This window comes from Kosakonia sp. S57 (genome assembly GCF_016516575.1).
Lineage (GTDB): Bacteria > Pseudomonadota > Gammaproteobacteria > Enterobacterales > Enterobacteriaceae > Kosakonia > Kosakonia cowanii.
Map to the genome: position 1 here is coordinate 207,669 of NZ_JACVUL010000008.1, position 22,993 is coordinate 230,661.

The 22,993-nt window shown below is 56.2% G+C and carries 22 protein-coding genes and 1 rRNA gene; 15 read left to right on the forward strand and 8 right to left on the reverse strand.

All coding sequences use genetic code 11. From position 1 onward, the window contains the following. From lpxD to tilS, 10 genes are all read left to right on the forward strand, one after another. Positions 1-1,029, forward strand: a complete 1,029-nt coding sequence (gene lpxD / locus IAE48_RS10310) for a UDP-3-O-(3-hydroxymyristoyl)glucosamine N-acyltransferase (RefSeq protein ID WP_200134270.1) — start codon at positions 1-3, stop codon at positions 1,027-1,029. Between the two features lie 173 nt (positions 1,030-1,202). Further along, positions 1,203-1,658 (forward strand): 3-hydroxyacyl-ACP dehydratase FabZ, encoded by a 456-nt coding sequence (gene fabZ / locus IAE48_RS10315; protein ID WP_023480493.1) that lies wholly within the window; start codon positions 1,203-1,205, stop codon positions 1,656-1,658. 3 nt (positions 1,659-1,661) lie between these two features. Beyond that, entirely contained in the window at positions 1,662-2,450 is a 789-nt protein-coding gene (gene lpxA / locus IAE48_RS10320) for an acyl-ACP--UDP-N-acetylglucosamine O-acyltransferase (protein ID WP_054802825.1), read from the forward strand. Beyond that, positions 2,450-3,598, forward strand: coding sequence for a lipid-A-disaccharide synthase (lpxB, locus tag IAE48_RS10325; protein ID WP_200134271.1), 1,149 nt, complete (start codon positions 2,450-2,452; stop codon positions 3,596-3,598). Before lpxA ends, lpxB begins: the two co-directional genes overlap by 1 nt. Beyond that, on the forward strand, positions 3,595-4,191 hold the full coding sequence (rnhB, locus tag IAE48_RS10330; RefSeq protein ID WP_042712004.1) for a ribonuclease HII: 597 nt from the start codon (positions 3,595-3,597) through the stop codon (positions 4,189-4,191). The genes lpxB and rnhB overlap by 4 nt, the downstream gene beginning before the upstream one ends. Before the next feature lie 37 nt (positions 4,192-4,228). Further along, a complete protein-coding gene (gene dnaE, locus IAE48_RS10335; RefSeq protein ID WP_094419397.1) occupies positions 4,229-7,711 on the forward strand; it encodes a DNA polymerase III subunit alpha in 3,483 nt (1,160 codons plus the stop codon). A gap of 12 nt (positions 7,712-7,723) precedes the next feature. After that, positions 7,724-8,683, forward strand: a complete 960-nt coding sequence (accA, locus tag IAE48_RS10340; RefSeq protein ID WP_023480513.1) for an acetyl-CoA carboxylase carboxyl transferase subunit alpha — start codon at positions 7,724-7,726, stop codon at positions 8,681-8,683. A gap of 111 nt (positions 8,684-8,794) precedes the next feature. Then, a complete protein-coding gene (locus tag IAE48_RS10345; RefSeq protein WP_200134272.1) occupies positions 8,795-10,933 on the forward strand; it encodes a lysine decarboxylase LdcC in 2,139 nt (712 codons plus the stop codon). A 58-nt stretch (positions 10,934-10,991) separates the two neighbouring features. After that, positions 10,992-11,381: a VOC family protein gene (locus tag IAE48_RS10350; RefSeq protein WP_042711996.1), complete on the forward strand. Its 390-nt coding sequence runs from the start codon at positions 10,992-10,994 to the stop codon at positions 11,379-11,381. 48 nt (positions 11,382-11,429) lie between these two features. Further along, positions 11,430-12,740: a tRNA lysidine(34) synthetase TilS gene (gene tilS / locus IAE48_RS10355; RefSeq protein WP_370569003.1), complete on the forward strand. Its 1,311-nt coding sequence runs from the start codon at positions 11,430-11,432 to the stop codon at positions 12,738-12,740. A gap of 25 nt (positions 12,741-12,765) precedes the next feature. Here the strand turns inward: tilS and rof are convergent, their stop codons facing one another. Continuing rightward, complete coding sequence (gene rof, locus IAE48_RS10360) at positions 12,766-13,026, reverse strand: Rho-binding antiterminator (RefSeq protein WP_023480196.1); 261 nt, start codon at positions 13,024-13,026, stop codon at positions 12,766-12,768. Next, a complete protein-coding gene (locus IAE48_RS10365) occupies positions 13,013-13,213 on the reverse strand; it encodes a YaeP family protein (RefSeq protein ID WP_023480353.1) in 201 nt (66 codons plus the stop codon). The genes rof and IAE48_RS10365 overlap by 14 nt, the downstream gene beginning before the upstream one ends. A gap of 194 nt (positions 13,214-13,407) precedes the next feature. Here IAE48_RS10365 and IAE48_RS10370 point away from each other — a divergent pair, with 194 nt between their 5' ends. From IAE48_RS10370 to nlpE, 3 genes are read left to right on the forward strand one after another with little or no spacing between them, the layout of a single operon-like run. Beyond that, the gene (locus tag IAE48_RS10370) at positions 13,408-13,953 is read left to right on the forward strand and encodes a YaeQ family protein (RefSeq protein ID WP_076768868.1); all 546 of its coding nucleotides are present in this window, start codon (positions 13,408-13,410) and stop codon (positions 13,951-13,953) included. Next, positions 13,950-14,375 carry an alternative ribosome rescue aminoacyl-tRNA hydrolase ArfB gene (gene arfB / locus IAE48_RS10375; protein WP_076768867.1) on the forward strand — a complete coding sequence of 142 codons (426 nt, stop codon included), beginning with the start codon at positions 13,950-13,952 and terminating at the stop codon, positions 14,373-14,375. The genes IAE48_RS10370 and arfB overlap by 4 nt, the downstream gene beginning before the upstream one ends. A 31-nt stretch (positions 14,376-14,406) precedes the next feature. Then, entirely contained in the window at positions 14,407-15,102 is a 696-nt protein-coding gene (gene nlpE, locus IAE48_RS10380) for an envelope stress response activation lipoprotein NlpE (protein ID WP_200134273.1), read from the forward strand. 49 nt (positions 15,103-15,151) lie between these two features. Here the strand turns inward: nlpE and proS are convergent, their stop codons facing one another. From proS to metN, 6 genes are all read right to left on the reverse strand, one after another. Beyond that, on the reverse strand, positions 15,152-16,870 hold the full coding sequence (proS, locus tag IAE48_RS10385) for a proline--tRNA ligase (RefSeq protein ID WP_042713892.1): 1,719 nt from the start codon (positions 16,868-16,870) through the stop codon (positions 15,152-15,154). Between the two features lie 109 nt (positions 16,871-16,979). Continuing rightward, entirely contained in the window at positions 16,980-17,687 is a 708-nt protein-coding gene (gene tsaA, locus IAE48_RS10390; protein WP_200134274.1) for a tRNA (N6-threonylcarbamoyladenosine(37)-N6)-methyltransferase TrmO, read from the reverse strand. Next, a complete protein-coding gene (gene rcsF / locus IAE48_RS10395) occupies positions 17,684-18,091 on the reverse strand; it encodes an Rcs stress response system protein RcsF (protein ID WP_139567574.1) in 408 nt (135 codons plus the stop codon). The genes tsaA and rcsF overlap by 4 nt, the downstream gene beginning before the upstream one ends. Before the next feature lie 107 nt (positions 18,092-18,198). Then, a complete protein-coding gene (locus tag IAE48_RS10400; RefSeq protein ID WP_200134275.1) occupies positions 18,199-19,014 on the reverse strand; it encodes a MetQ/NlpA family lipoprotein in 816 nt (271 codons plus the stop codon). Between the two features lie 40 nt (positions 19,015-19,054). Further along, positions 19,055-19,708, reverse strand: coding sequence for a methionine ABC transporter permease MetI (metI, locus tag IAE48_RS10405; protein WP_187801388.1), 654 nt, complete (start codon positions 19,706-19,708; stop codon positions 19,055-19,057). Next, positions 19,701-20,732 (reverse strand): methionine ABC transporter ATP-binding protein MetN, encoded by a 1,032-nt coding sequence (gene metN / locus IAE48_RS10410; RefSeq protein WP_023480497.1) that lies wholly within the window; start codon positions 20,730-20,732, stop codon positions 19,701-19,703. Before metN ends, metI begins: the two co-directional genes overlap by 8 nt. Before the next feature lie 192 nt (positions 20,733-20,924). On the opposite strand from metN, the gene gmhB reads away from it, so the two are divergent. Together gmhB and IAE48_RS10420 are read left to right on the forward strand one after the other, a co-directional pair. Beyond that, complete coding sequence (gene gmhB, locus IAE48_RS10415; protein WP_076768864.1) at positions 20,925-21,491, forward strand: D-glycero-beta-D-manno-heptose 1,7-bisphosphate 7-phosphatase; 567 nt, start codon at positions 20,925-20,927, stop codon at positions 21,489-21,491. 367 nt (positions 21,492-21,858) lie between these two features. Further along, positions 21,859-22,993 (forward strand): 16S ribosomal RNA (locus IAE48_RS10420); the annotation flags it as partial.

A 22,993-nucleotide genomic window follows, 5' to 3' on the forward strand; every position in this document is an offset into this window, starting at 1 on the left:
ATGCCTTCAATTCGACTCGCTGATTTAGCTCAGCAGTTGGATGCAGAATTACACGGTGATGGCGATATCGTCATCACCGGCGTTGCGTCCATGCAATCTGCCGAAGCAGGTCATATCACTTTCATGGTAAATCCTAAATACCGTGAACACCTGGCCGCATGCCAGGCCTCTGCCGTTGTAATGACGCAGGACGATCTTCCTTTTGCCCACAGCGCCGCACTGGTCGTGAAGAACCCTTATCTGACCTACGCGCGTATGGCACAAATTCTTGATACCACGCCGCAGCCTGCGCAGAACATCGCGCCTGGCGCCGTTATCGATCCGACCGCGACGCTGGGCAGCAATGTCTCTATCGGCGCGAATGCGGTGATTGAATCCGGGGTGACCCTCGGCGACAACGTCGTGATCGGTCCTGGCTGCTTCGTGGGGAAAAATACGAAAATTGGCGCAGGATCGCGTCTTTGGGCCAACGTATCTATTTACCATGAGATTGAAATTGGTGAGAACTGCCTGGTTCAATCGGGGACGGTAATAGGTTCGGACGGCTTTGGTTATGCTAACGATCGCGGAAATTGGGTGAAAATCCCGCAACTTGGTCGCGTAATCATCGGCAACAATGTCGAGATTGGCGCATGTACCACCATCGACCGCGGCGCGCTTGATGACACCCGTATCGGTAACGGCGTAATTATCGATAACCAGTGTCAGATTGCACATAACGTTGTGATTGGCGACAATACCGCCGTTGCCGGTGGCGTCATCATGGCAGGCAGCCTGAAAATTGGCCGTTACTGCATGATTGGCGGAGCCAGCGTAATCAACGGGCATATGGAAATTTGCGACAAGGTTACGGTAACGGGGATGGGTATGGTGATGCGTCCTATCACTGAGCCAGGCATTTATTCTTCCGGCATTCCGTTACAACCCAATAAAACGTGGCGAAAAACCGCAGCCCTGGTGATGAATATCGACGAGATGAGTAAGCGTTTGAAAGCTGTCGAACGCAAGATAAATCAACAAGACGACTAATTCATTCACCTGACGCTTGTACACAAAAGCGTTCGGGTTAACAGAAAAAGCGACAAAACGCCTCTGCAACTCGACGCATAAAGTGTATATACTCCCCGGCCTGTTGGCATTCTCAGGAATGTCGCGGGCCGTGTTATTATTGCTTTTTTGTATATTTAGACAGGAAGAGTATTTTGACTACTGACACTCATACTCTGCACATTGAAGAGATCCTGGAGCTTCTGCCGCACCGCTACCCGTTCTTACTGGTAGATCGTGTGCTGGATTTTGAAGAGGGTCGTTTTCTGCGCGCAGTCAAAAATGTTACGGTAAACGAACCGTTTTTCCAGGGCCACTTCCCTGGCAAACCGATTTTCCCGGGCGTGCTGATCCTCGAAGCAATGGCGCAGGCAACCGGTATTCTGGCGTTTAAAAGCGTTGGTAAACTGGAACCGGGTGAGCTGTACTACTTCGCCGGTATCGACGAAGCGCGCTTCAAGCGCCCCGTTGTGCCTGGCGACCAAATGATCATGGAAGTCACTTTCGAGAAAACGCGCCGTGGCGTGACCCGCTTTAAAGGGGTTGCTATGGTTGACGGTAAAGTTGTTTGTGAAGCTACTATGATGTGTGCACGTAGCCGGGAGGCCTGATACGTGATTGATAAAACCGCCTTTATTCATCCTACCGCCATTGTTGAAGAGGGTGCCGTCATTGGCGCCAACGTTCATATTGGCCCGTTTTGTATTGTGGGACCTCACGTCGAAATCGGCGAAGGGACCGTACTGAAATCTCACGTTGTTGTTAACGGCCACACCAAAATCGGTCGTGATAACGAGATTTATCAGTTCGCCTCCATCGGTGAAGTGAACCAGGATCTGAAATATGCTGGTGAACCGACCCGCGTGGAAATTGGCGATCGCAACCGCATTCGCGAAAGCGTCACCATCCATCGTGGCACAGTACAGGACGCTGGACTGACGAAGGTGGGCAGCGATAACTTACTGATGATCAACTCGCACGTTGCGCATGACTGCATTATCGGTAACCGCTGCATCCTCGCGAATAATGCAACGCTGGGCGGCCACGTCACAATCGGTGATTTTGCGATCATCGGTGGCATGACGGCAGTTCACCAGTTCTGCATTATTGGCGAGCACGTGATGGTTGGCGGCTGCTCCGGCGTCGCGCAGGACGTACCGCCTTATGTCATTGCTCAGGGCAACCATGCCACGCCGTATGGCGTGAACATCGAAGGCCTGAAACGCCGTGGCTTCAGCCGCGAAGCGCTGGTGGCTATCCGTAACGCGTACAAATTGCTCTATCGCAGCGGTAAAACGCTCGACGAAGCAAAACCGGAGATTGCCGAGCTTGCTGCGAAGCACCCGGAAGTTGATGCGTTTATGCAGTTCTTTGAGCGCTCGACGCGTGGCCTGATCCGTTAATGGTCGACAAGCGTCCGCTTACGATAGCCCTTGTCGCCGGAGAAACCTCCGGCGATATTCTTGGTGCCGGTCTTATCCGCGCACTGAGAGCGCGCGTGCCCAACGCCCGTTTTGTTGGCGTTGCCGGCCCGCGTATGCAGGCTGAAGGGTGTGAAGCCTGGTATGAGATGGAAGAGCTGGCGGTGATGGGGATCGTCGAAGTGCTTGGACGTCTGCGTCGCCTGCTGCATATCCGCGCTGATTTGACCCGTCGATTCAGCGAGCTGCAACCCGATGTGTTTGTCGGGATTGATGCGCCGGACTTTAACATTACCCTTGAGGGTAATTTAAAAAAACGCGGCATCAAAACGATTCACTACGTCAGCCCGTCTGTCTGGGCGTGGCGACAAAAGCGCGTTTTCAAAATTGGTAAAGCGACCGATCTGGTACTGGCGTTTCTCCCTTTCGAAAAAGCGTTTTACGACCGATTTAATGTTCCATGCCGCTTTATCGGGCACACCATGGCCGATGCCATGCCGCTCGATCCCGATAAAAATGCGGCGCGCGCGCATCTGGGGATTAGCCCGCAGGCGCGCTGCCTGGCGCTGCTGCCCGGCAGCCGTGGTGCCGAAGTCGAGATGCTCAGCGCCGACTTTTTGCGTACCGCGCAACTGCTGCGTGAGCGCTACCCGGAGCTGGAAGTGGTGGTTCCGCTGGTCAATGCGAAACGCCGCGAGCAGTTTGAGCGCATTAAAGCGGAAGTCGCGCCTGATTTGACGGTGCACCTGCTTGATGGCCAGGCGCGGGAAGCGATGATCGCCTCCGATGCCGCGCTGCTTGCCTCCGGCACCGCAGCGCTGGAGTGCATGCTGGCGAAATGCCCGATGGTAGTCGGCTACCGTATGAAACCCTTCACCTTCTGGCTGGCGAAACGGCTGGTGAAAACGCCCTATGTTTCCCTGCCGAACCTGCTCGCCGGGCGCGAAGTGGTTAAAGAGCTGTTGCAGGAAGAGTGCCAGCCGCAGGCGTTGGCGAGCGCACTGGAACCGCTGCTGGCGAACAGTGAAACCCGCCATGAAATGCATGATCTGTTTCGCGAGCTGCATCAGCGCATCCGCTGTAATGCCGATGAACAGGCAGCGGACGCGGTACTGGAGTTAGCAAAATGATTGAGTTTGTTTATCCGCACACGCATCTTGTTGCGGGTGTGGATGAAGTAGGGCGCGGCCCGCTGGTCGGCGCGGTTGTGACGGCGGCGGTGATCCTCGATCCCGCTCGGCCAATTGTGGGTCTCAACGACTCAAAAAAACTCTCCGAAAAACGCCGTTTGTCGCTCTTTGATGAGATTAAAGAGAAAGCGCTGGCCTGGAGTCTCGGCCGCGCGGAGCCGCACGAGATCGATGAGCTTAATATTCTGCACGCCACGATGCTGGCGATGCAGCGCGCTGTCGCCGGGCTTGCTATCACGCCGGAGTATGTGCTGATTGACGGCAACCGTTGCCCGGCGCTTGCCATGCCCTCGATGGCGGTGGTGAAAGGCGACAGCCGCGTGGCGGAAATCAGCGCGGCGTCGATTATCGCCAAAGTCACGCGCGATGCCGAAATGGCCGCGCTGGATGCGATCTTCCCGCAGTATGGCTTTGCACAACATAAAGGCTATCCCACGGCTTTTCATCTGGAAAAGCTGACGGAGCATGGCGCAACCGAGCATCACCGACGCAGCTTTGCGCCGGTCAGACGCGCGTTGGGCGTCGTCTCCTGACTCTTAAGAACGTGAAACTACAGGCTGGAATTGAATAATGGCTGAACCACGTTTCGTACACCTGCGGGTGCATAGCGACTACTCCATGATTGACGGGCTGGCGAAAACCGGGCCGCTGGTGAAGAAGGCGGCCGCCCTTGGCTCGCCCGCGCTGGCGATCACCGATTTCACCAACCTCTGCGGTCTGGTGAAGTTCTACGGAACGGCGCACGGCGCCGGGATCAAGCCCATCGTCGGCGCTGACTTCCACGTGCAGTGCGATCTGATTGGTGATGAGCTGACGCAGCTTACCGTCCTCGCCGCCAACAATACCGGCTACCAGAACCTGACGCTGCTGATTTCGCGCGCCTATCAGCGCGGCTACGGCGCGGCGGGACCCTATATCGATCGCGACTGGCTAATTGAGCTTAACGAAGGGCTGATCCTGCTCTCCGGCGCGCGCATGGGCGACGTCGGCAAAAGCCTGCTGCGCGGTAACAGCGCGCTGGTCGAGCAGTGCCTCGATTTCTATAAAACCCATTTCCCGGATCGCTACTATCTGGAGCTGATCCGTACCGGTCGTCAGGACGAAGAGAACTACCTGCACGCGGCGGTCGCGCTGGCGGAAGCGCAGGGGGTGCCGGTTGTCGCCACTAACGATGTCCGCTTCCTCGAAGAGGGCGACTTTGACGCCCATGAAATTCGCGTCGCCATCCACGACGGCTTTACCCTCGACGATCCCAAACGCCCGCGTAACTACTCGCCGCAGCAATATATGCGCAACGAAGAGGAGATGTGCGAACTCTTCTCTGATATTCCGGAAGCGCTGGAAAACAGCGTCGAAATTGCTAAACGCTGTAACGTCACCGTGCGCCTCGGCGAATACTTCCTGCCGCAGTTCCCGACCGGGGATATGACCACTGAAGATTTCCTGGTCGTGAAATCGAAAGAGGGGCTGGAAGAGCGACTCGAATTCCTCTTCCCCGATCCGGCAGTGCGCGCCGAGAAACGCCCGCCTTACGACGAGCGCCTCGACATTGAGCTCCAGGTTATTAACCAGATGGGCTTCCCGGGCTACTTCCTGATCGTTATGGAGTTTATCCAGTGGTCGAAAGATAACGGCGTGCCCGTTGGGCCTGGACGTGGTTCCGGTGCCGGGTCGCTGGTCGCGTATGCGCTGAAGATCACCGATCTTGACCCGCTGGAGTTTGACCTGCTGTTCGAACGTTTCCTTAACCCGGAACGTGTCTCGATGCCCGACTTCGACGTCGACTTCTGCATGGAGAAACGTGACCAGGTGATCGAGCACGTGGCGGATATGTATGGTCGCGACGCGGTGTCGCAGATCATTACCTTTGGTACCATGGCGGCGAAAGCGGTTATCCGCGACGTTGGCCGCGTGCTGGGCCACCCCTATGGCTTTGTCGACCGTATCTCCAAGCTGGTGCCGCCCGATCCGGGCATGACGCTGGCAAAAGCGTTTGAAGCGGAACCGCAGCTGCCGGAGATCTACGAAGCCGATGAAGAGGTGCGGGCGCTGATCGACATGGCGCGCAAGCTGGAAGGGGTGACGCGAAACGCCGGTAAACACGCCGGTGGTGTGGTGATCGCGCCAACCAAAATTACCGATTTTGCACCGCTTTACTGCGATGAAGCCGGGCAGCATCCGGTTACCCAGTTTGATAAGAACGATGTGGAATACGCGGGCCTGGTGAAGTTCGACTTCCTCGGCCTGCGTACGCTCACCATCATCAACTGGGCGCTGGAGATGATCAACGCCCGGCGCGAGAAGCAGGGCGAGCCGCCGCTGGATATCGCCGCCATCCCGCTTGAAGACAAGAAGAGCTTCGACATGCTGCAACGCTCGGAGACCACGGCGGTCTTCCAGCTTGAATCCCGCGGCATGAAGGATCTGATTAAGCGTCTGCAGCCGGACTGCTTCGAAGATATGATCGCACTGGTGGCGCTGTTCCGCCCGGGCCCGCTGCAGTCGGGCATGGTAGATAACTTTATCGACCGTAAGCACGGGCGCGAAGCGATCTCCTACCCGGACGTGCAGTGGCAGCACGAGAGCCTGAAGCCGGTGCTGGAGCCGACCTACGGCATTATCCTGTATCAGGAACAGGTAATGCAGATTGCTCAGGTGCTCTCCGGTTATACCCTCGGCGGCGCGGATATGCTGCGTCGTGCGATGGGTAAGAAGAAGCCGGAAGAGATGGCCAAGCAGCGCTCCATTTTTGAAGATGGCGCGAAGAAAAACGGCATCGATGGCGAACTGGCGATAAAAATTTTCGACCTGGTGGAGAAATTCGCCGGGTATGGATTTAACAAATCGCACTCCGCCGCCTATGCTTTGGTTTCCTACCAGACCCTGTGGCTGAAAGCGCACTATCCGGCCGAGTTTATGGCGGCGGTAATGACTGCTGATATGGACAACACCGAGAAAGTGGTCGGGCTGGTGGATGAGTGCTGGCGCATGGGGCTGAAGATCCTGCCGCCGGACATTAACTCCGGACTCTACCACTTCCACGTCAACGACGACGGCGAGATCGTCTACGGTATCGGCGCGATCAAAGGCGTGGGTGAAGGGCCGATTGAAGCGATTATCGAAGCGCGTAACAACGGCGGTTACTTCCGCGAGCTGTTCGATCTCTGTGCGCGTACCGATATCAAAAAGCTCAATCGCCGGGTGCTGGAAAAGCTGATTATGTCCGGGGCGTTCGACCGCCTTGGCCCGCATCGTGCGGCGCTGATGAACTCGCTGGGCGATGCGCTGAAAGCCGCCGATCAGCACGCGAAAGCGGAAGCGATCGGCCAGGCAGATATGTTCGGCGTGCTGGCGGAAGAGCCGGAGCAGATCGAGCAATCCTACGCCAGCTGCCAGCCGTGGCCGGAGCAGGTTCAGCTTGAGGGCGAGCGGGAGACGTTGGGGCTTTACCTGACGGGACACCCGATCAACCAGTATTTAAAAGAGATAGAGCGCTATGTCGGAGGCTACAGGCTGAAAGACATGCATCCGACCGAACGTGGGAAGGTCACCACGGCGGCCGGGCTCGTCATTGCTGCGCGGGTTATGGTCACCAAGCGCGGCAATCGTATCGGCATCTGTACGTTGGATGACCGTTCCGGGCGTCTTGAAGTGATGTTGTTCACTGACGCGCTGGATAAATACCAGCAGTTGCTGGAAAAAGACCGCATACTCATCGTCAGCGGACAGGTCAGCTTTGATGACTTCAGCGGTGGGCTTAAAATGACCGCCCGTGAAGTCATGGACATTGACGAGGCCCGTGAAAAATATGCCCGCGGGCTTGCTATATCGCTGACGGACAGGCAAATTGATGACCAGCTTTTAAACCGACTCCGTCAGTCTCTGGAACCCCACCGTTCGGGAACCATTCCAGTACATCTCTATTACCAGAGGGCGGATGCGCGCGCGCGGTTACGCTTCGGCGCAACCTGGCGTGTCTCTCCGAGCGATCGTTTACTTAACGATCTGCGTGGCCTCATTGGTTCGGAGCAGGTGGAACTGGAGTTTGACTAATACAGGAATACTATGAGTCTGAATTTCCTTGATTTCGAACAGCCGATTGCTGAGCTGGAAGCGAAAATCGATTCTCTGACCGCCGTTGGCCGTCAGGATGAAAAACTGGATATTAACATCGACGAAGAGGTGCATCGTCTACGTGAAAAGAGCGTAGAGCTGACACGTAAAATCTTTGCCGATCTCGGTGCCTGGCAGGTTGCACAGTTAGCCCGCCATCCGCTGCGTCCATACACCCTGGATTATGTTCGCCTGGCGTTCGACGAATTTGACGAGCTGGCCGGCGACCGCGCCTATGCTGACGATAAAGCTATCGTTGGCGGCATCGCGCGTCTGGATGGTCGCCCGGTGATGATCATTGGTCATCAGAAAGGCCGTGAAACGAAAGAGAAGATTCGCCGCAACTTCGGTATGCCAGCGCCGGAAGGGTATCGTAAAGCGCTGCGTCTGATGGAGATGGCGGAACGCTTTAACATGCCGATCATCACCTTCATCGACACGCCGGGTGCGTATCCGGGCGTGGGCGCGGAAGAGCGCGGCCAGTCTGAAGCGATTGCCCGCAACCTGCGTGAAATGTCTCGCCTGAGCGTGCCGGTTATCTGCACCGTGATTGGCGAAGGCGGCTCCGGCGGCGCGCTGGCCATTGGCGTTGGCGACAAGGTCAATATGCTGCAGTACAGCACCTACTCGGTGATCTCCCCGGAAGGTTGCGCCTCGATCCTGTGGAAAAGCGCGGACAAAGCACCGCTGGCGGCCGATGCAATGGGCATCATCGCACCGCGTCTGAAAGAGCTGAAACTGATCGACTCTATCATTCCGGAACCGCTGGGTGGCGCGCACCGCAACCCGGAAGCGATTGCCGCTTCGCTGAAAGCGCAGCTGCTGGCAGATCTCGCCGATCTGGAAGGGCTGAGCAAAGACGATCTGCGCAACCGCCGTTACCAGCGTCTGATGAGCTACGGCTACGCCTGATAGCGAAACGCTGTGTAAGGCGCGATAATGAGCCGCACCCTGGGTGCGGCTTTTTTTATACCTGCTGTTTACCTCAACTATGCTTAGCTAAGGTTTTTAACGGAGGTAGTTGTGAATATTATTGCCATCATGGGACCCCATGGCGTTTTCTACAAAGATGAGCCGATTAAGGAGCTGGAACAGGCCTTACAGGCGCAGGGTTTTCAGATCATCTGGCCGAGAAACAGCACCGACTTACTGAAATTTATCGAACACAACCCCCGCATCTGCGGCGTGATCTTTGACTGGGACGAGTACAACCTCGACCTGTGCTGCGAGATCAACCAGCTTAACGAATACCTCCCGCTCTACGGTTTTATCAATACTCACTCGACGATGGATGTCAGCGCCCAGGATATGCGTATGGCGCTGTGGTTCTTCGAATATGCGCTGAGCGTGGCAGATGATATTGCGACGCGCATCGCGCAATACACCAAAGAGTACCTGGAAACCATTACCCCACCCTTTACCCGGGCGCTGTTTACCTACGTAAAGGAGGGGAAGTACACCTTCTGTACGCCAGGGCATATGGCGGGCACCGCTTACCAGAAAAGCCCGGTCGGCTGCCTCTTCTATGACTTCTTCGGCGGCAATACGCTGAAAGCGGATGTCTCGATCTCGGTGACGGAGCTCGGATCGCTGCTCGATCACACCGGCCCGCATCTTGAGGCGGAGGAGTATATCGCTCGTACCTTTGGTGCCGAGCAGAGCTATATGGTGACGAACGGCACCTCCACCTCAAATAAGATTGTCGGCATGTACGCCGCACCAACCGGCAGCACGCTGCTTATTGACCGTAACTGCCACAAATCCCTGGCTCACCTGCTGATGATGAGCGATGTCACGCCGCTGTGGCTAAAACCGGGGCGCAACGCGCTGGGCATTCTTGGCGGTATTCCACGTCGTGAATTTACCTCAGCCAGCATTGAGCAGAAGATTGTTGCCACGCCGGGTGCAAGCTGGCCGGTGCATGCGGTGATCACCAACTCCACCTATGATGGCCTGCTCTACAACACCGACTGGATCAAAAAGACGCTGGATGTGCCGTCGATTCACTTCGACTCCGCCTGGGTTCCCTATACCAACTTCCACCCGATCTACGCCGGGAAAAGCGGTATGAGCGGCGATCGCGTGCCGGGAAAAGTCTTCTATGAAACTCAGTCGACGCACAAAATGTTGGCCGCCTTCTCGCAGGCGTCGCTGATTCATATCAAAGGTGAATATGACGAAGATGCTTTTAACGAAGCCTTTATGATGCATACCACCACCTCGCCAAGTTACCCGCTGGTCGCCTCGATCGAAACGGCGGCGGCGATGTTGCGCGGCAACCCCGGCAAGCGGCTGATTAACCGCTCCGTGGAGCGCGCGCTCCACTTCCGCAAAGAGGTTCAACGGCTAAAAGAGGAGGCCGATGGCTGGTTCTTTGATATCTGGCAGCCGGAAGAGATTGATGAAGCGGAGTGCTGGCCGGTGGCGCCCGGTGCGGATTGGCACGGTTTTCGCGAAGCTGACGAGGATCATATGTTCCTCGATCCGGTGAAGGTAACGATCCTGACGCCGGGTATGGATGAGGTCGGCAATATGGGCGACGAAGGGATCCCGGCAGCGCTGGTGGCGAAGTTCCTCGATGAGCGCGGCGTAGTGGTGGAGAAAACCGGGCCCTATAACCTGCTGTTTCTCTTCAGTATCGGCATTGATAAAACGCGGGCGATGGGCCTGCTGCGCGGCCTGATGGAGTTTAAGCGCGCCTACGATCTCAACCTGCGGGTGCGCAATATGCTGCCGGATCTCTACGCAGAAGATCCCGACTTCTACCGCAATATGCGCATTCAGGATCTGGCGCAGGGGATCCATAAGCTGATCCGCCAGCACGATCTGCCGCGCCTGATGTTGCAGGCCTTCGACGTGTTGCCGGAGATGAAACTGACGCCGCATCAGGCGTGGCAGCGACAGGTGCGTGGCGATGTTGAAACGGTGGCGCTGGAAGCGCTCATCGGCCGTGTTTCCGCCAATATGATCCTGCCTTATCCGCCGGGCGTGCCGCTGGTGATGCCGGGCGAGATGATCACCGAGCAGAGCCGGGCAGTGCTCGATTTCCTGCTGATGCTCTGTGCCATTGGCCGCCACTATCCGGGATTCGAAACGGATATTCACGGTGCAAAACGGGACGAAGAGGGGTGTTATTACGTCAGAGTCCTAAAAACGCGCTGAATGGTTGCGGGCGTTTCGCGGCGGGCGTAACGTTCTGGCATCAAAAAAAGGAGAGATTATGCTGGGTTTAAAACAGGTTCACCATATCGCCATCATTGCGACGGATTATGCAAAGAGCAAAGCCTTCTACTGCGACATCCTCGGTTTTACGCTGCTCAGTGAAGTCTATCGCGAAGCGCGCGACTCATGGAAAGGCGATCTGGCGCTTAACGGGCAGTACGTTATCGAGCTTTTCTCCTTTCCGTTCCCGCCCGCGCGCCCCAGCCGGCCGGAAGCCTGCGGGCTGCGCCACCTGGCGTTCAGCGTCGATGATATTGACCAGGCGGTTGCCCATCTCACTGCCCAGGGCGTGGCGTGTGAAGAGATCCGCATCGACCCCTGCACCGATAAACGCTTCACCTTTTTTAACGATCCCGATGGCCTGCCGCTGGAGCTTTACCAGCAGTAAGGCTTGCCACTTCTGTGAATGCCCGGTAACGTGCCGGGCATTGTTCCCGTGTTAACACTCACTATGACCACGCCACTGCTTCTCTCGTTGCCGACCGAATCACGCCAGTTTCTGGTGGCGTTTAGCGGCGGGCTCGACTCCACCGTTTTGCTGCATCAACTGCGGCTCTGGCGTGAAGATCACCCCGATGTGCAGCTGCGCGCAATTCATGTGCATCACGGTTTAAGCCCGAATGCCGAGCGCTGGGCGGCGCACTGCGAGTCACTGTGTGAACGCTGGCAGATCCCGCTATTAACCGTTCGCGTCACGCTGGTGGATGAAGGGAAGGGGATTGAGGCACAGGCGCGTACCGCCCGCTATCAGGCATTTCGCGAAGCCCTGCTGCCGGGTGAGGTGCTTGTCACCGCGCAGCATCTTGACGATCAAGCTGAAACGGTGCTGTTAGCGCTTAAACGCGGTAGCGGGCCTGCCGGGCTGGCTGCGATGCCGCAGAGCCTGCCGTTTGGCGATACGCAGCTGATCCGCCCGTTGCTCAACCAGAGCCGGGCGTCCCTTGAGCAGTGGGTGCGCGATCATCATCTCAGCTGGATCGAGGATGAGAGCAACGCCGACACACGCTTCGATCGCAACTTCCTGCGCCAGGCAATTCTTCCTCTGTTAAATGCCCGCTGGCCGCACTTTGCCGCCGCGGCAGCGCGCAGTGCCGCGCTGTGCGGTGAACAGGAACAATTACTTGATGAACTGCTGGCGGAGTCGTTATCAACCGTCACCACCGCAGAGGGGGCGCTGACGATTGCGCCTCTCACCGCTTATAGCGATGCGCGGCGGCGAGCGCTTTTACGCCGCTGGCTGGCGCAGCGCGGGTCGATGATGCCTTCGCGGGCGATGCTCGATCGCCTGTGGCAGGAGGTGGCGCTCGCCCGGGAAGATGCGGTGCCGTGCCTGCGCGTTGGTGATGATGAGGTGCGGCGCTATCAGGGGTGTTTATGGTGGGTGAAACGCACCGCGCATCCGCGTGATGCCGAGCTTGCATGGCCTGCGCCTTTCGCCACGCTCACTTTACCGCAGGGATTGGGATCCCTGTCGTTGCTCTCCGGCGGTGAGTTACGCGCGCCCGCTGTCGATGAAGTGGTTTCGGTGCGCTTTCAGGCGTCCGGCCTGATCCACATTGTGGGTCGGCACGGCGGGCGCAAGCTGAAAAAAATCTGGCAGGAGCTGGGCGTTCCCCCCTGGCAGCGCGATGCCACGCCGCTGCTCTTTTATGGCGATACGCTGATTGCGGCGGCCGATCGGTTTGTAACGCAGGAAGGGATAAAAGAGGCAGGGCAGACGGGCGTGCGTCTGGCGTGGCAAAGATAGCGGGCAGCGACGCTGCCCGCACTGTTCAGGACTCGCTCACCACTACGGTGCCGATTTCGGGATGGCTGAAGCTGGCGATTCTGTCCAGACGCAGTTCTCGGGTCTCCCCGGCGGCGTCAATCACCAGATACTCAACGTTTTTACGTAATAGCAGATCGTTCGCTTTGGCGCTGAGTACCTCGCCATCTTTCATTTCCAGCTTCAATAAAAGATGATGCTGGCAGGCGAGTTCAAGATTGTCATAATCATCACAATTGATGGGTTGATAGGCATCATTTATTGACATAATCGCTCACCAGTAAGTTCGCGGCAGCATAAGCTGCCTTATCCCTGACCGACTCTGAAAGGGTGTCATCCGACGCCATTTCATTCAAGACCTTCAATACGCACCCCAGCGCGTCCGGGATATACCCTACATCTCCGCTGGCGATTTCCGCATAACGTTTGCGCACTAGCTCACAATAATTATCCACATCACCTCCTGCCAGTCTCCCGGCTTTACTGTGAGATAACACTAAGCCTACGAAGTTAACCTCTGTTTAGCAAGGTGACTATACCATAGCTTGTTTACCATTATCAGAGTGATGAATAACGCTCGCGGCAAGAGATAACAGCGCTTTATGCTTATTTTCGCTACAATGGCGGCCATTTTATGAAGGAGGATGTAATGGCGTTAAAAGCGACAATTTATAAGGCGACGGTGAATGTAGCCGACATGGATCGGAACCAGTTTTTAGATGCCGCCCTGACGCTGGCCCGTCATCCTTCCGAAACGCAGGAGCGCATGATGCTGCGCCTGCTGGCCTGGATAAAGTATGCCGACGAGCGGTTGCAGTTTACGCGCGGGCTGAGCGCTGATGATGAGCCGGAAGCGTGGCTGCGCAATGACTACCTCGGGATCGATCTGTGGATTGAGCTTGGCCTGCCCGATGAAAAGCGGCTGAAGAAGGCGTGCAACCAGGCAAAAGAGGTGGCGCTCTTTACCTATAACTCACGGGCGGCGAATATCTGGTGGCAGCAAAACCAGGCGCGCTGCGCAACCTTCAGCAATTTAAGTATCTGGTATCTGGATGACGCACAGCTGGCAGCGCTCAGCGCATTTGCCGACGATCGCACCATGAATCTGCAGGCGACGCTGCAGGATGGCGCAATCTGGCTCTCTGATGCCACGCAAAATGTGGAGTTCCATTTTGAAACCTGGCAGCAACCATGATTGAGATCTCCCGCTCCGTCTCCCTGCCTGAGGATGAGCTGGATATCACCGCCGTGCGCTCGCAGGGCGCGGGCGGGCAGCACGTCAACAAAAGCTCAACCGCCATTCATCTGCGTTTTGACATTCGCGCCTCCAGCCTGCCAGAGTATTACAAGGCGCGCCTGCTGGAGGTGTCGCACCATTTGATAAGCCAGGATGGCTGGATCGTCATCAAAGCGCAGGAGTATCGCAGCCAGGAGATGAATCGCGAAGCGGCGATAGCCCGCCTGGTGGCGTTGATTAAAGAGTTAACCGTAGTGCAGAAAAGCCGCCGGGCCACGCGCCCGACCCGCGCCTCGAAAGAGCGGCGGTTATCGACGAAATCACAAAAGTCGACGGTCAAATCTCTGCGCGGCAAAGTCCGTCGCCATGACGGCGGATAAACAGAAAGAGAACAAGCATAAGGAAACGAGTGTGAACAGAGCGATTTTAGCCGTTGCGGCAGGGTGTACCCTCTTTGCCCTTTTCGGCTGTAATAACCGTAACGAGACCGAGATGGTGCAGCCGACCCAGGTCGAAGAGCTGAAACCGATGCAGCAGAGCTGGCGAGGTGTATTGCCCTGCGCGGATTGTGAAGGTATTGAAACCTCGCTGTTTCTGCAAAAAGATGGCAGTTGGGTAATGAACCAGCGTTACCAGGGCGCGAAAGCACCATCGGTATTCGGCACCTATGGCAACTGGGCGCGCACGGCGGATAAATTAGTCCTCACCGATAGCCAGGGCGACAAAACCTATTTCCGTGCGAAGGGGGAAGCGCTGGAGATGCTGGATCAGGAGGGTAACCCGATTGAGTCGTCGCTCAACTACACCCTGCAGCCGGTAAAAGCGCCACTGCCAACCACGCCAATGGCGATGCGCGGCATGTATAAATATATGGCGGATGCGGCGGTCTTTACCGATTGCGCGACCGGAAAAGAGGTGGCGGTTGCCAGCAATGCGCAGCTTGAGCGCGATTATGCGGCGGCGCGCGGCACGGAGCTGAAACCGATTCTGCTGGTGGTGGAGGGGCATTTTGCGCTGGAGCCGAACCCGGATACCGGTGCGGCGCAGAAAGTGCTGGTGACCAATAACAAAGGCAAATTCAGCGCGGATAAAGGCTGCGATGAGTAGTCTCTGACAGCATAAAAAAAGCCCCGTTTAACGGGGCTTTTTTATTGGCTTAGCCTTTGATGGCTTTTACCAGGTAATCCAGCACATCGCCGGTTTTGATCATTTGCTTCTCGCCGCTGCGACGATATTTGTATTCGATATCGTCATTGTCGAGGTTGCGATCGCCGATCACCACGGTGTGCGGAATACCGATCAGTTCCATATCAGCAAACATCACGCCCGGGCGCTCTTTACGGTCGTCCATCAGCACTTCAATACCCTGCGCGCGCAGATCGGCATAGAGTTTTTCTGCCAGCTCCTGCACACGGTAGGACTTGTGCATATTCATCGGCAGAATGGCAACCTGGAACGGAGCAATTGCATCCGGCCAGATGATGCCGCGATCGTCGTGGTTCTGCTCAATGGCAGCCGCGACAACGCGCGTCACGCCGATACCGTAGCAGCCCATGGTCAGGATCTGGTTGCGGCCATCTTCACCCTGTACGGCGGCGTTCAGCGCCTCAGAGTATTTGGTGCCGAGCTGGAAGATATGACCCACTTCGATACCGCGTTTGATCAGCAGGGTGCCTTTGCCATCCGGGCTTGGATCGCCTGCTACCACGTTGCGGATATCCGCCACTTCCGGCGTCGCCACGTCGCGATCCCAGTTGATGCCAAAGTAGTGTTTGCCATCAATGTTCGCGCCCGCAGAGAAGTCGCTCATGGCGGCAACGGTACGGTCAATCACTACCGGGATCGGCAGGTTAACCGGGCCGAGCGAGCCCGGGCCAGCGTTGACCAGCGCGCGGATCTCTTCTTCAGTGGCGAAGGTCAGCGGGCTGGCAACCTGCGGCAGTTTTTCCGCTTTCACTTCGTTCAGTTCGTGATCGCCACGCACCAGCAGCGCAATCAGCGGTGCGCTGGCACCCTCTTCGGCTTTCACCAGCAGGGTTTTAACGGTCTTCTCAATCGGCAGATTGAACTGCTCAACCAGCTCGGCGATGGTCTTCGCATTTGGCGTATCGACCAGCGTCATCTCCTGCGTGGCAGCCGCGCGCGGCGCTTTCGGTGCCAGCGCTTCGGCAAACTCAATGTTAGCGGCGAAATCGGAGGAGTCAGAGAAGATCACATCATCTTCGCCGCTCTGCGCCAGCACCTGGAACTCATGGGATGCGCTACCGCCGATGGAGCCGGTGTCTGCCTGCACCGCGCGGAAATCAAGGTCCATGCGGCTGAAGATTTTGCTGTAGGCGGCGTACATCGCGTCATAGGTCTCTTGCAGCGACTCCTGAGAGGTATGGAAAGAGTAAGCATCTTTCATCAGGAACTCGCGCGAGCGCATCACGCCGAAACGCGGGCGCACTTCATCGCGGAACTTGGTCTGGATCTGGAAGAAGTTCAGCGGCAGCTGTTTGTAGGAGTTCAGCTCGTTACGGATCAGATCGGTGATCACCTCTTCGTGGGTCGGGCCGAGCACAAACGGGCGCTCGCCGCGATCGACAAAACGCAGCAGTTCCGGACCGTACTGCTCCCAGCGACCGCTCTCTTGCCACAGGTCGGCTGGCTGCACGACCGGCATGGACACCTCAATCGCACCGGCGTTGTTCATCTCTTCACGCACGATGTTTTCGACTTTTTTCAGGACGCGCAGACCGGTCGGCAACCAGGTGTACAACCCGGAGGCCAGTTTGCGGATCATCCCGGCGCGTAGCATCAGCTGGTGGCTGATCACTTCGGCGTCGGCAGGCGTCTCTTTCAGAGTAGAGAGCAAGTATTGGCTAGTACGCATGTTGTTACGGTTCCATTTGGACAATTGGAGCAGGCCGGAGGCGGCCTGACACAAAAAAGTGGTTTAGTTTATCAGCCCGGCAGAGATGCCAAAAGAGAGGGGCTCAAAATTAGCGTGGTTCAAGGGCAAACACTTCAAAACCGCCGTCGACAACGCGCCAGCGGACATTCACATCATGCAGCCAGACGGCATAGGTTTTCCCCGGCTCCTCCTCTTTGCGGTAGGCCGGGCGCGGATCCTGCGACAGCACCTCCTGCACAAATGCGGCAAAGTGGGGAAAGCGTTTCTCCAGCAGGGCGAGCGACGGTGCAAGCTCAGGTGCAAAGGTTACGGCGACAGTCGCGGCGGGGGCGTACTGCGCATAGCTAGCCTGCGCGTCGGGCAGCGCTTCTGCAAAGGGGAGGTAGGGTTTGATATCAACCACCGGCGTGCCATCGACCAGGTCAAGACTACCGAGTTGCAGGATCACCTGATCTTTATGGCAGCGGATGCCCTTCAGCTCGACCAGCGACATACCGATCGGGTTGGGGCGAAACGTCGAGCGGGTGGCAAACACGCCCATGCGGGCATTGCCGCCGAGGCGCGGAGGCCGCACCGTTGGGCGCCAGCCGCCTTCCATGGTCTGATGAAAAACAAACAGCACCCAAAGGTGGCTGAACGCCTCCAGACCGCGAATCGCATCGGGCTGGTTGTAAGGCGTCAGCAAGTGAAGTTCGCCGCCGCCGTGTTTCACCAGGCCTGGCTGGCGCGGGACAGCGAACTTCTCTTTGTAGGGTGAGCGAATAACGCCGATTTGCTCGAAAGCAAAATGACTCATTTGGCCGAGATATTCAGGGCAGAGCCGACACAGATCGCCTGGCGGTAGCAGCCTGGCGTGCCGCTGGTGACTTCGCAGTTATGCAGCAGAACGGCATTCGCTTTGGCTTTTTTCGAGGCGTTGATCTGCAGGCGTTTACGGGCGGTAGGGATGTTCGGCGGTGAATCCTGGTTGCTGGCCTGGCATGATTCGCCGGTCACTTCACCGAGATCGCGGAACGGCTTGCCGACCAGCTCTTCTGCGTTGGTAATGATGCGAACGGGAGCGGCGCGTGCGACTTTCGCTTTTTGCGGCTCTGCTTTGGGTTCCGCTGCGCTGTTCTGCACGGGTTCGACAGGTGATCTGCTTAGCAACGAACAGCCGCTCAGCGTGAGTGCTAATAGACAGATCGGGAAAGCACGCATAAAAGTATCCTCACAAAAATTTTCTTAACGCCGTATTGAAACAAGGGCGTGCACAAATGACAAGGCGGGCTTTCGCCCGCCCTGAATGATATTACAGACTGATGAGATTACCAGCCTTTCACCGCGCCGCCGTTAAAGACTTTGTTGGCGGCCTCGCTGACTTCGTCAGAGTGGAACGCCTGCACAAATTTCTTCACGTTTTCCGCGTCTTTATTATCTTCACGCGCGACGATCAGGTTTACGTACGGAGAGTTTTTGTCTTCAACAAAGATGCCGTCTTTTTCCGGGGTCAGGCCAATCTGGCTGGCATAAGTGGTGTTGATCACCGCCAGCGCAATCTGCGCATCGTCCAGTGAGCGCGGCAGCTGCGGGGCTTCCAGCTCAACAATCTTCAGCTTTTTCGGGTTTTCAGTAACGTCCAGCACCGTCGGCATCAGGCCAACGCCATCTTTCAGTTTGATCAGACCCTCTTTCTGCAGCAGCAGCAGGGCACGACCAAGGTTGGTCGGATCGTTAGGAACGGCAACCTGAGAACCATCCTGCAGCTCGGAGATCGCTTTGATCTTTTTCGAGTAGCCAGCGATAGGGTAGACAAAGCTGTTGCCGACCGGCACCAGTTTGAAGCCGCGATCTTTGATCTGCTGATCGAGGTACGGTTTATGCTGGAAGGCATTAACGTCGATATCGCCTTTGCTCAGTGCTTCGTTCGGCAGCACGTAGTCGTTAAAGGTGACCAGCTCAACATCGAGGCCATACTTCTCTTTTGCTACTTTCTGCGCCACTTCCGCAACTTGCTGCTCAGCACCAACAATCACACCGACTTTGATGTGATTCGGATCTTTTTCATCCGGGCCGCAGCCAACCAGCGCCAGAGAGCCGATCAGCGCGCCAACGGCGGCAAAGGTCTTGAAGTTAAAAGCCATCAGTTATTCCTTACTGTCAGAGTCGTTATGTTGTGTAACGTTATTTGTGCGTCACAGCCTGGACGATACGATCGCCCGCGAATTGAATTAAGTAAACCAAAACCACAAGCAATACTAAAACCGTGTTCATTACTAATGGGTTATAGGTGACATAGCCGTACTGAATACCTAACTGGCCAAGACCGCCCGCGCCCACGGCACCACCCATCGCTGAGTAACCGACCAGCGTGATAAGGGTAATGGTTGCAGCATTGATCAGCCCCGGCAGCGCTTCCGGCAGCAATACCTTGCGGATGATCTGCATCGGCGTAGCACCCATTGCGCGAGACGCTTCAATCAGACCTGCTGGCAGTTCAAGCAAGGCATTCTCCACCATACGGGCGATAAACGGCGCGGCGCCAACGGTTAGCGGCACGATCACTGCGTAAAGGCCGATCGAGGTGCCAACGATGACGCGGGTAAAGGGGATCATCCACACCAGCAGAATAATGAAGGGGATAGAGCGGAAGATATTGACCGTGGCCGAAATCGCGCTATAGAGCGTGAGGTTCTGCATAATCTGGCCGGGACGGGTCACATAAAGTAATACGCCGAACGGCAGGCCGACGATAAAACCGAGCAGGCCGGAGGCAAAGGTCATAAACAACGTTTCCCAGATGCTGCGGGCGAACAGCCAAATCATTGCCTCAGACATAACCGAGTACCTCTACTTTTACATGGTGTTCTTGCAGCCAGGCGATGGCCGCCTGCGTATCCTGCGCGGTGCCGTGCATTTCGGTCAGCATAATGCCGAACTTCACGCCGCCAGCGTAATCCATCTGCGCGCTGATAATGTTGTTATTCACATTGAAACGACGGGCGGTTTCCGACAGCAGCGGCGCGTCGACCGACTGGCCGGTAAACTCCATGCGCAGCATCGGAACGCTATCCGCCTGCGGCTCAGGCTGCAGACGCTGTAAATAGTCTTCCGGGATGTCCAGATGCAGCGTCGATTGGATAAACTGCTGCGCCAGCGGCGTTTTCGGATGGGAGAAGACTTCGCTGACGGTATCCTGCTCAATCAATTCGCCATTGCTGATTACCGCCACGCAGTCGCAGATGCGCTTCACCACGTCCATCTCATGGGTGATCAACAGAATGGTCAGCCCCAGGCGACGGTTAATGTCTTTCAATAATTCAAGAATCGAACGGGTGGTCGCCGGGTCAAGGGCGCTGGTGGCTTCATCGCACAGCAGCACTTTTGGGTTGCTGGCTAACGCACGGGCAATGGCGACACGCTGTTTCTGCCCGCCGGAGAGGTTGGCCGGGTAGCTGTCGTGCTTATCGCCAAGGCCGACCAGATCGAGCAGTTCTTTAACGCGGCGGTTAATCTCTTCGCGCGGGGTGTTATCCAGCTCCAGCGGCAGCGCCACGTTGCCGAACACCGTGCGGGAAGCGAGCAGGTTGAAGTGCTGGAAGATCATGCCGATTTGGCGGCGCGCTTTGGTTAATTCCGCTTCAGAGAGCTGGGTCAGATCCTGACCGTCGACCAGCACGCTACCTTGTGATGGGCGCTCAAGCAGGTTTACGCAGCGAATCAGCGTACTTTTCCCTGCGCCGGATGCGCCAATCACGCCATATATTTGACCAGCAGGCACATGCAGACTGACGTTGTTTAACGCCTGAATTTTGCGGTTTCCCTGTTGGAACACCTTGGTGATATTCGAAAGTTTAATCATTAGATTATTTTTATCGTATAAGAGTGAGCCGTGGCATTTTGTTCTGCCGGTTACGGGAAATAGCCGTAAACAGAGCGGATGGTAAGGCATCCAGACGTCTAAATCAATGTCGCGCTGTTATGATGAGCACTTTCCTGCGTAGCGAAACATGAGATACTACGGCGCAACACGGCCTTTATCAGGAGTAAACCTTTGGCAACTTTAGTACCCGCTATTTTTCTCGATCGTGACGGCACGATTAACATCGATCACGGCTATGTTCATGAGATCGATAACTTCGAGTTTATCGATGGCGTCATTGATGCCATGCGTGAATTAAAAGCGATGGGCTATGCGCTGGTGCTCGTCACCAATCAGTCTGGTATTGCGCGTGGCTTATATAGTGAAGCGCAATTTGAAACGCTGACCGAATGGATGGACTGGTCTCTTGCCGATCGCGATGTCGATTTTGATGGTATCTACTATTGCCCGCATCATCCTGAAGCGAGCGTAGAGGAGTATCGCCAGGAGTGCGATTGCCGTAAGCCGCAGCCGGGCATGCTGATCTCTGCGCGTGACTTCCTGAACATTGATATGGCCGCTTCTTATATAGTGGGCGACAAAATGGAAGATATGCAGGCGGGTGCGGCAGCGAACGTCGGCACGAAAGTGCTGGTACGTACCGGTAAGCCAGTGACGCCAGAGGCGGAAAAAAGTGCAGATTGGGTGTTAAATAGCCTTGCGGAGCTGCCTGCAGCGATTAAAAAGCACCAAAAATAGCCGTTATGTTGAAAAGATGAGCGGTTGAAATAAAAATGCATTTTTCCGCTTGTCATTCCTCGTAGGCTCCCTATAATGCGCCTCCATCGACACGGCGCTAAGCAAACAACAGCTTGCAGCGACGTTAAGTCGGAAGAGAAAAAATCCTGAAATTCAGGGTTGACTCTGAAAGAGGAAAGCGTAATATACGCCACCTCGCGACAGAGCGCTGAAGCGCGTCGCAACTGCTCTTTAACAATTTATCAGACAATCTGTGTGGGCACTCAGGTGACATGGATTCTTAATGTCCTCGGACACTAAATGAATACCAAGTCTCACGGGTGAACACGTAATTCATTACGGTTTAATTCGATGAGCATCAAACTTTAAATTGAAGAGTTTGATCATGGCTCAGATTGAACGCTGGCGGCAGGCCTAACACATGCAAGTCGAACGGTAACAGGAAGCAGCTTGCTGCTTTGCTGACGAGTGGCGGACGGGTGAGTAATGTCTGGGAAACTGCCTGATGGAGGGGGATAACTACTGGAAACGGTAGCTAATACCGCATAACGTCGCAAGACCAAAGAGGGGGACCTTCGGGCCTCTTGCCATCAGATGTGCCCAGATGGGATTAGCTAGTAGGTGGGGTAACGGCTCACCTAGGCGACGATCCCTAGCTGGTCTGAGAGGATGACCAGCCACACTGGAACTGAGACACGGTCCAGACTCCTACGGGAGGCAGCAGTGGGGAATATTGCACAATGGGCGCAAGCCTGATGCAGCCATGCCGCGTGTATGAAGAAGGCCTTCGGGTTGTAAAGTACTTTCAGCGGGGAGGAAGGCGATGCGGTTAATAACCGCGTCGATTGACGTTACCCGCAGAAGAAGCACCGGCTAACTCCGTGCCAGCAGCCGCGGTAATACGGAGGGTGCAAGCGTTAATCGGAATTACTGGGCGTAAAGCGCACGCAGGCGGTCTGTCAAGTCGGATGTGAAATCCCCGGGCTCAACCTGGGAACTGCATCCGAAACTGGCAGGCTTGAGTCTCGTAGAGGGGGGTAGAATTCCAGGTGTAGCGGTGAAATGCGTAGAGATCTGGAGGAATACCGGTGGCGAAGGCGGCCCCCTGGACGAAGACTGACGCTCAGGTGCGAAAGCGTGGGGAGCAAACAGGATTAGATACCCTGGTAGTCCACGCCGTAAACGATGTCGACTTGGAGGTTGTGCCCTTGAGGCGTGGCTTCCGGAGCTAACGCGTTAAGTCGACCGCCTGGGGAGTACGGCCGCAAGGTTAAAACTCAAATGAATTGACGGGGGCCCGCACAAGCGGTGGAGCATGTGGTTTAATTCGATGCAACGCGAAGAACCTTACCTGGTCTTGACATCCACAGAACTTTCCAGAGATGGATTGGTGCCTTCGGGAACTGTGAGACAGGTGCTGCATGGCTGTCGTCAGCTCGTGTTGTGAAATGTTGGGTTAAGTCCCGCAACGAGCGCAACCCTTATCCTTTGTTGCCAGCGGT

Excerpts from the sequence above, each read along its gene's own strand:
- proS (WP_042713892.1), bottom strand. The coding sequence starts at position 16,870 with ATGCGTACTAGCCAATACTTGCTCTCTACTCTGAAAGAGACGCCTGCC.
- dnaE (WP_094419397.1), top strand. The coding sequence starts at position 4,229 with ATGGCTGAACCACGTTTCGTACACCTGCGGGTGCATAGCGACTACTCC.
- lpxD (WP_200134270.1), top strand. The coding sequence starts at position 1 with ATGCCTTCAATTCGACTCGCTGATTTAGCTCAGCAGTTGGATGCAGAA.
- arfB (WP_076768867.1), top strand. The coding sequence starts at position 13,950 with ATGATTGAGATCTCCCGCTCCGTCTCCCTGCCTGAGGATGAGCTGGAT.
- rnhB (WP_042712004.1), top strand. The coding sequence starts at position 3,595 with ATGATTGAGTTTGTTTATCCGCACACGCATCTTGTTGCGGGTGTGGAT.
- accA (WP_023480513.1), top strand. The coding sequence starts at position 7,724 with ATGAGTCTGAATTTCCTTGATTTCGAACAGCCGATTGCTGAGCTGGAA.
- IAE48_RS10400 (WP_200134275.1), bottom strand. The coding sequence starts at position 19,014 with ATGGCTTTTAACTTCAAGACCTTTGCCGCCGTTGGCGCGCTGATCGGC.
- IAE48_RS10350 (WP_042711996.1), top strand. The coding sequence starts at position 10,992 with ATGCTGGGTTTAAAACAGGTTCACCATATCGCCATCATTGCGACGGAT.
- tsaA (WP_200134274.1), bottom strand. The coding sequence starts at position 17,687 with ATGAGTCATTTTGCTTTCGAGCAAATCGGCGTTATTCGCTCACCCTAC.
- lpxB (WP_200134271.1), top strand. The coding sequence starts at position 2,450 with ATGGTCGACAAGCGTCCGCTTACGATAGCCCTTGTCGCCGGAGAAACC.
- metI (WP_187801388.1), bottom strand. The coding sequence starts at position 19,708 with ATGTCTGAGGCAATGATTTGGCTGTTCGCCCGCAGCATCTGGGAAACG.
- rof (WP_023480196.1), bottom strand. The coding sequence starts at position 13,026 with ATGTCAATAAATGATGCCTATCAACCCATCAATTGTGATGATTATGAC.
- rcsF (WP_139567574.1), bottom strand. The coding sequence starts at position 18,091 with ATGCGTGCTTTCCCGATCTGTCTATTAGCACTCACGCTGAGCGGCTGT.
- IAE48_RS10370 (WP_076768868.1), top strand. The coding sequence starts at position 13,408 with ATGGCGTTAAAAGCGACAATTTATAAGGCGACGGTGAATGTAGCCGAC.
- metN (WP_023480497.1), bottom strand. The coding sequence starts at position 20,732 with ATGATTAAACTTTCGAATATCACCAAGGTGTTCCAACAGGGAAACCGC.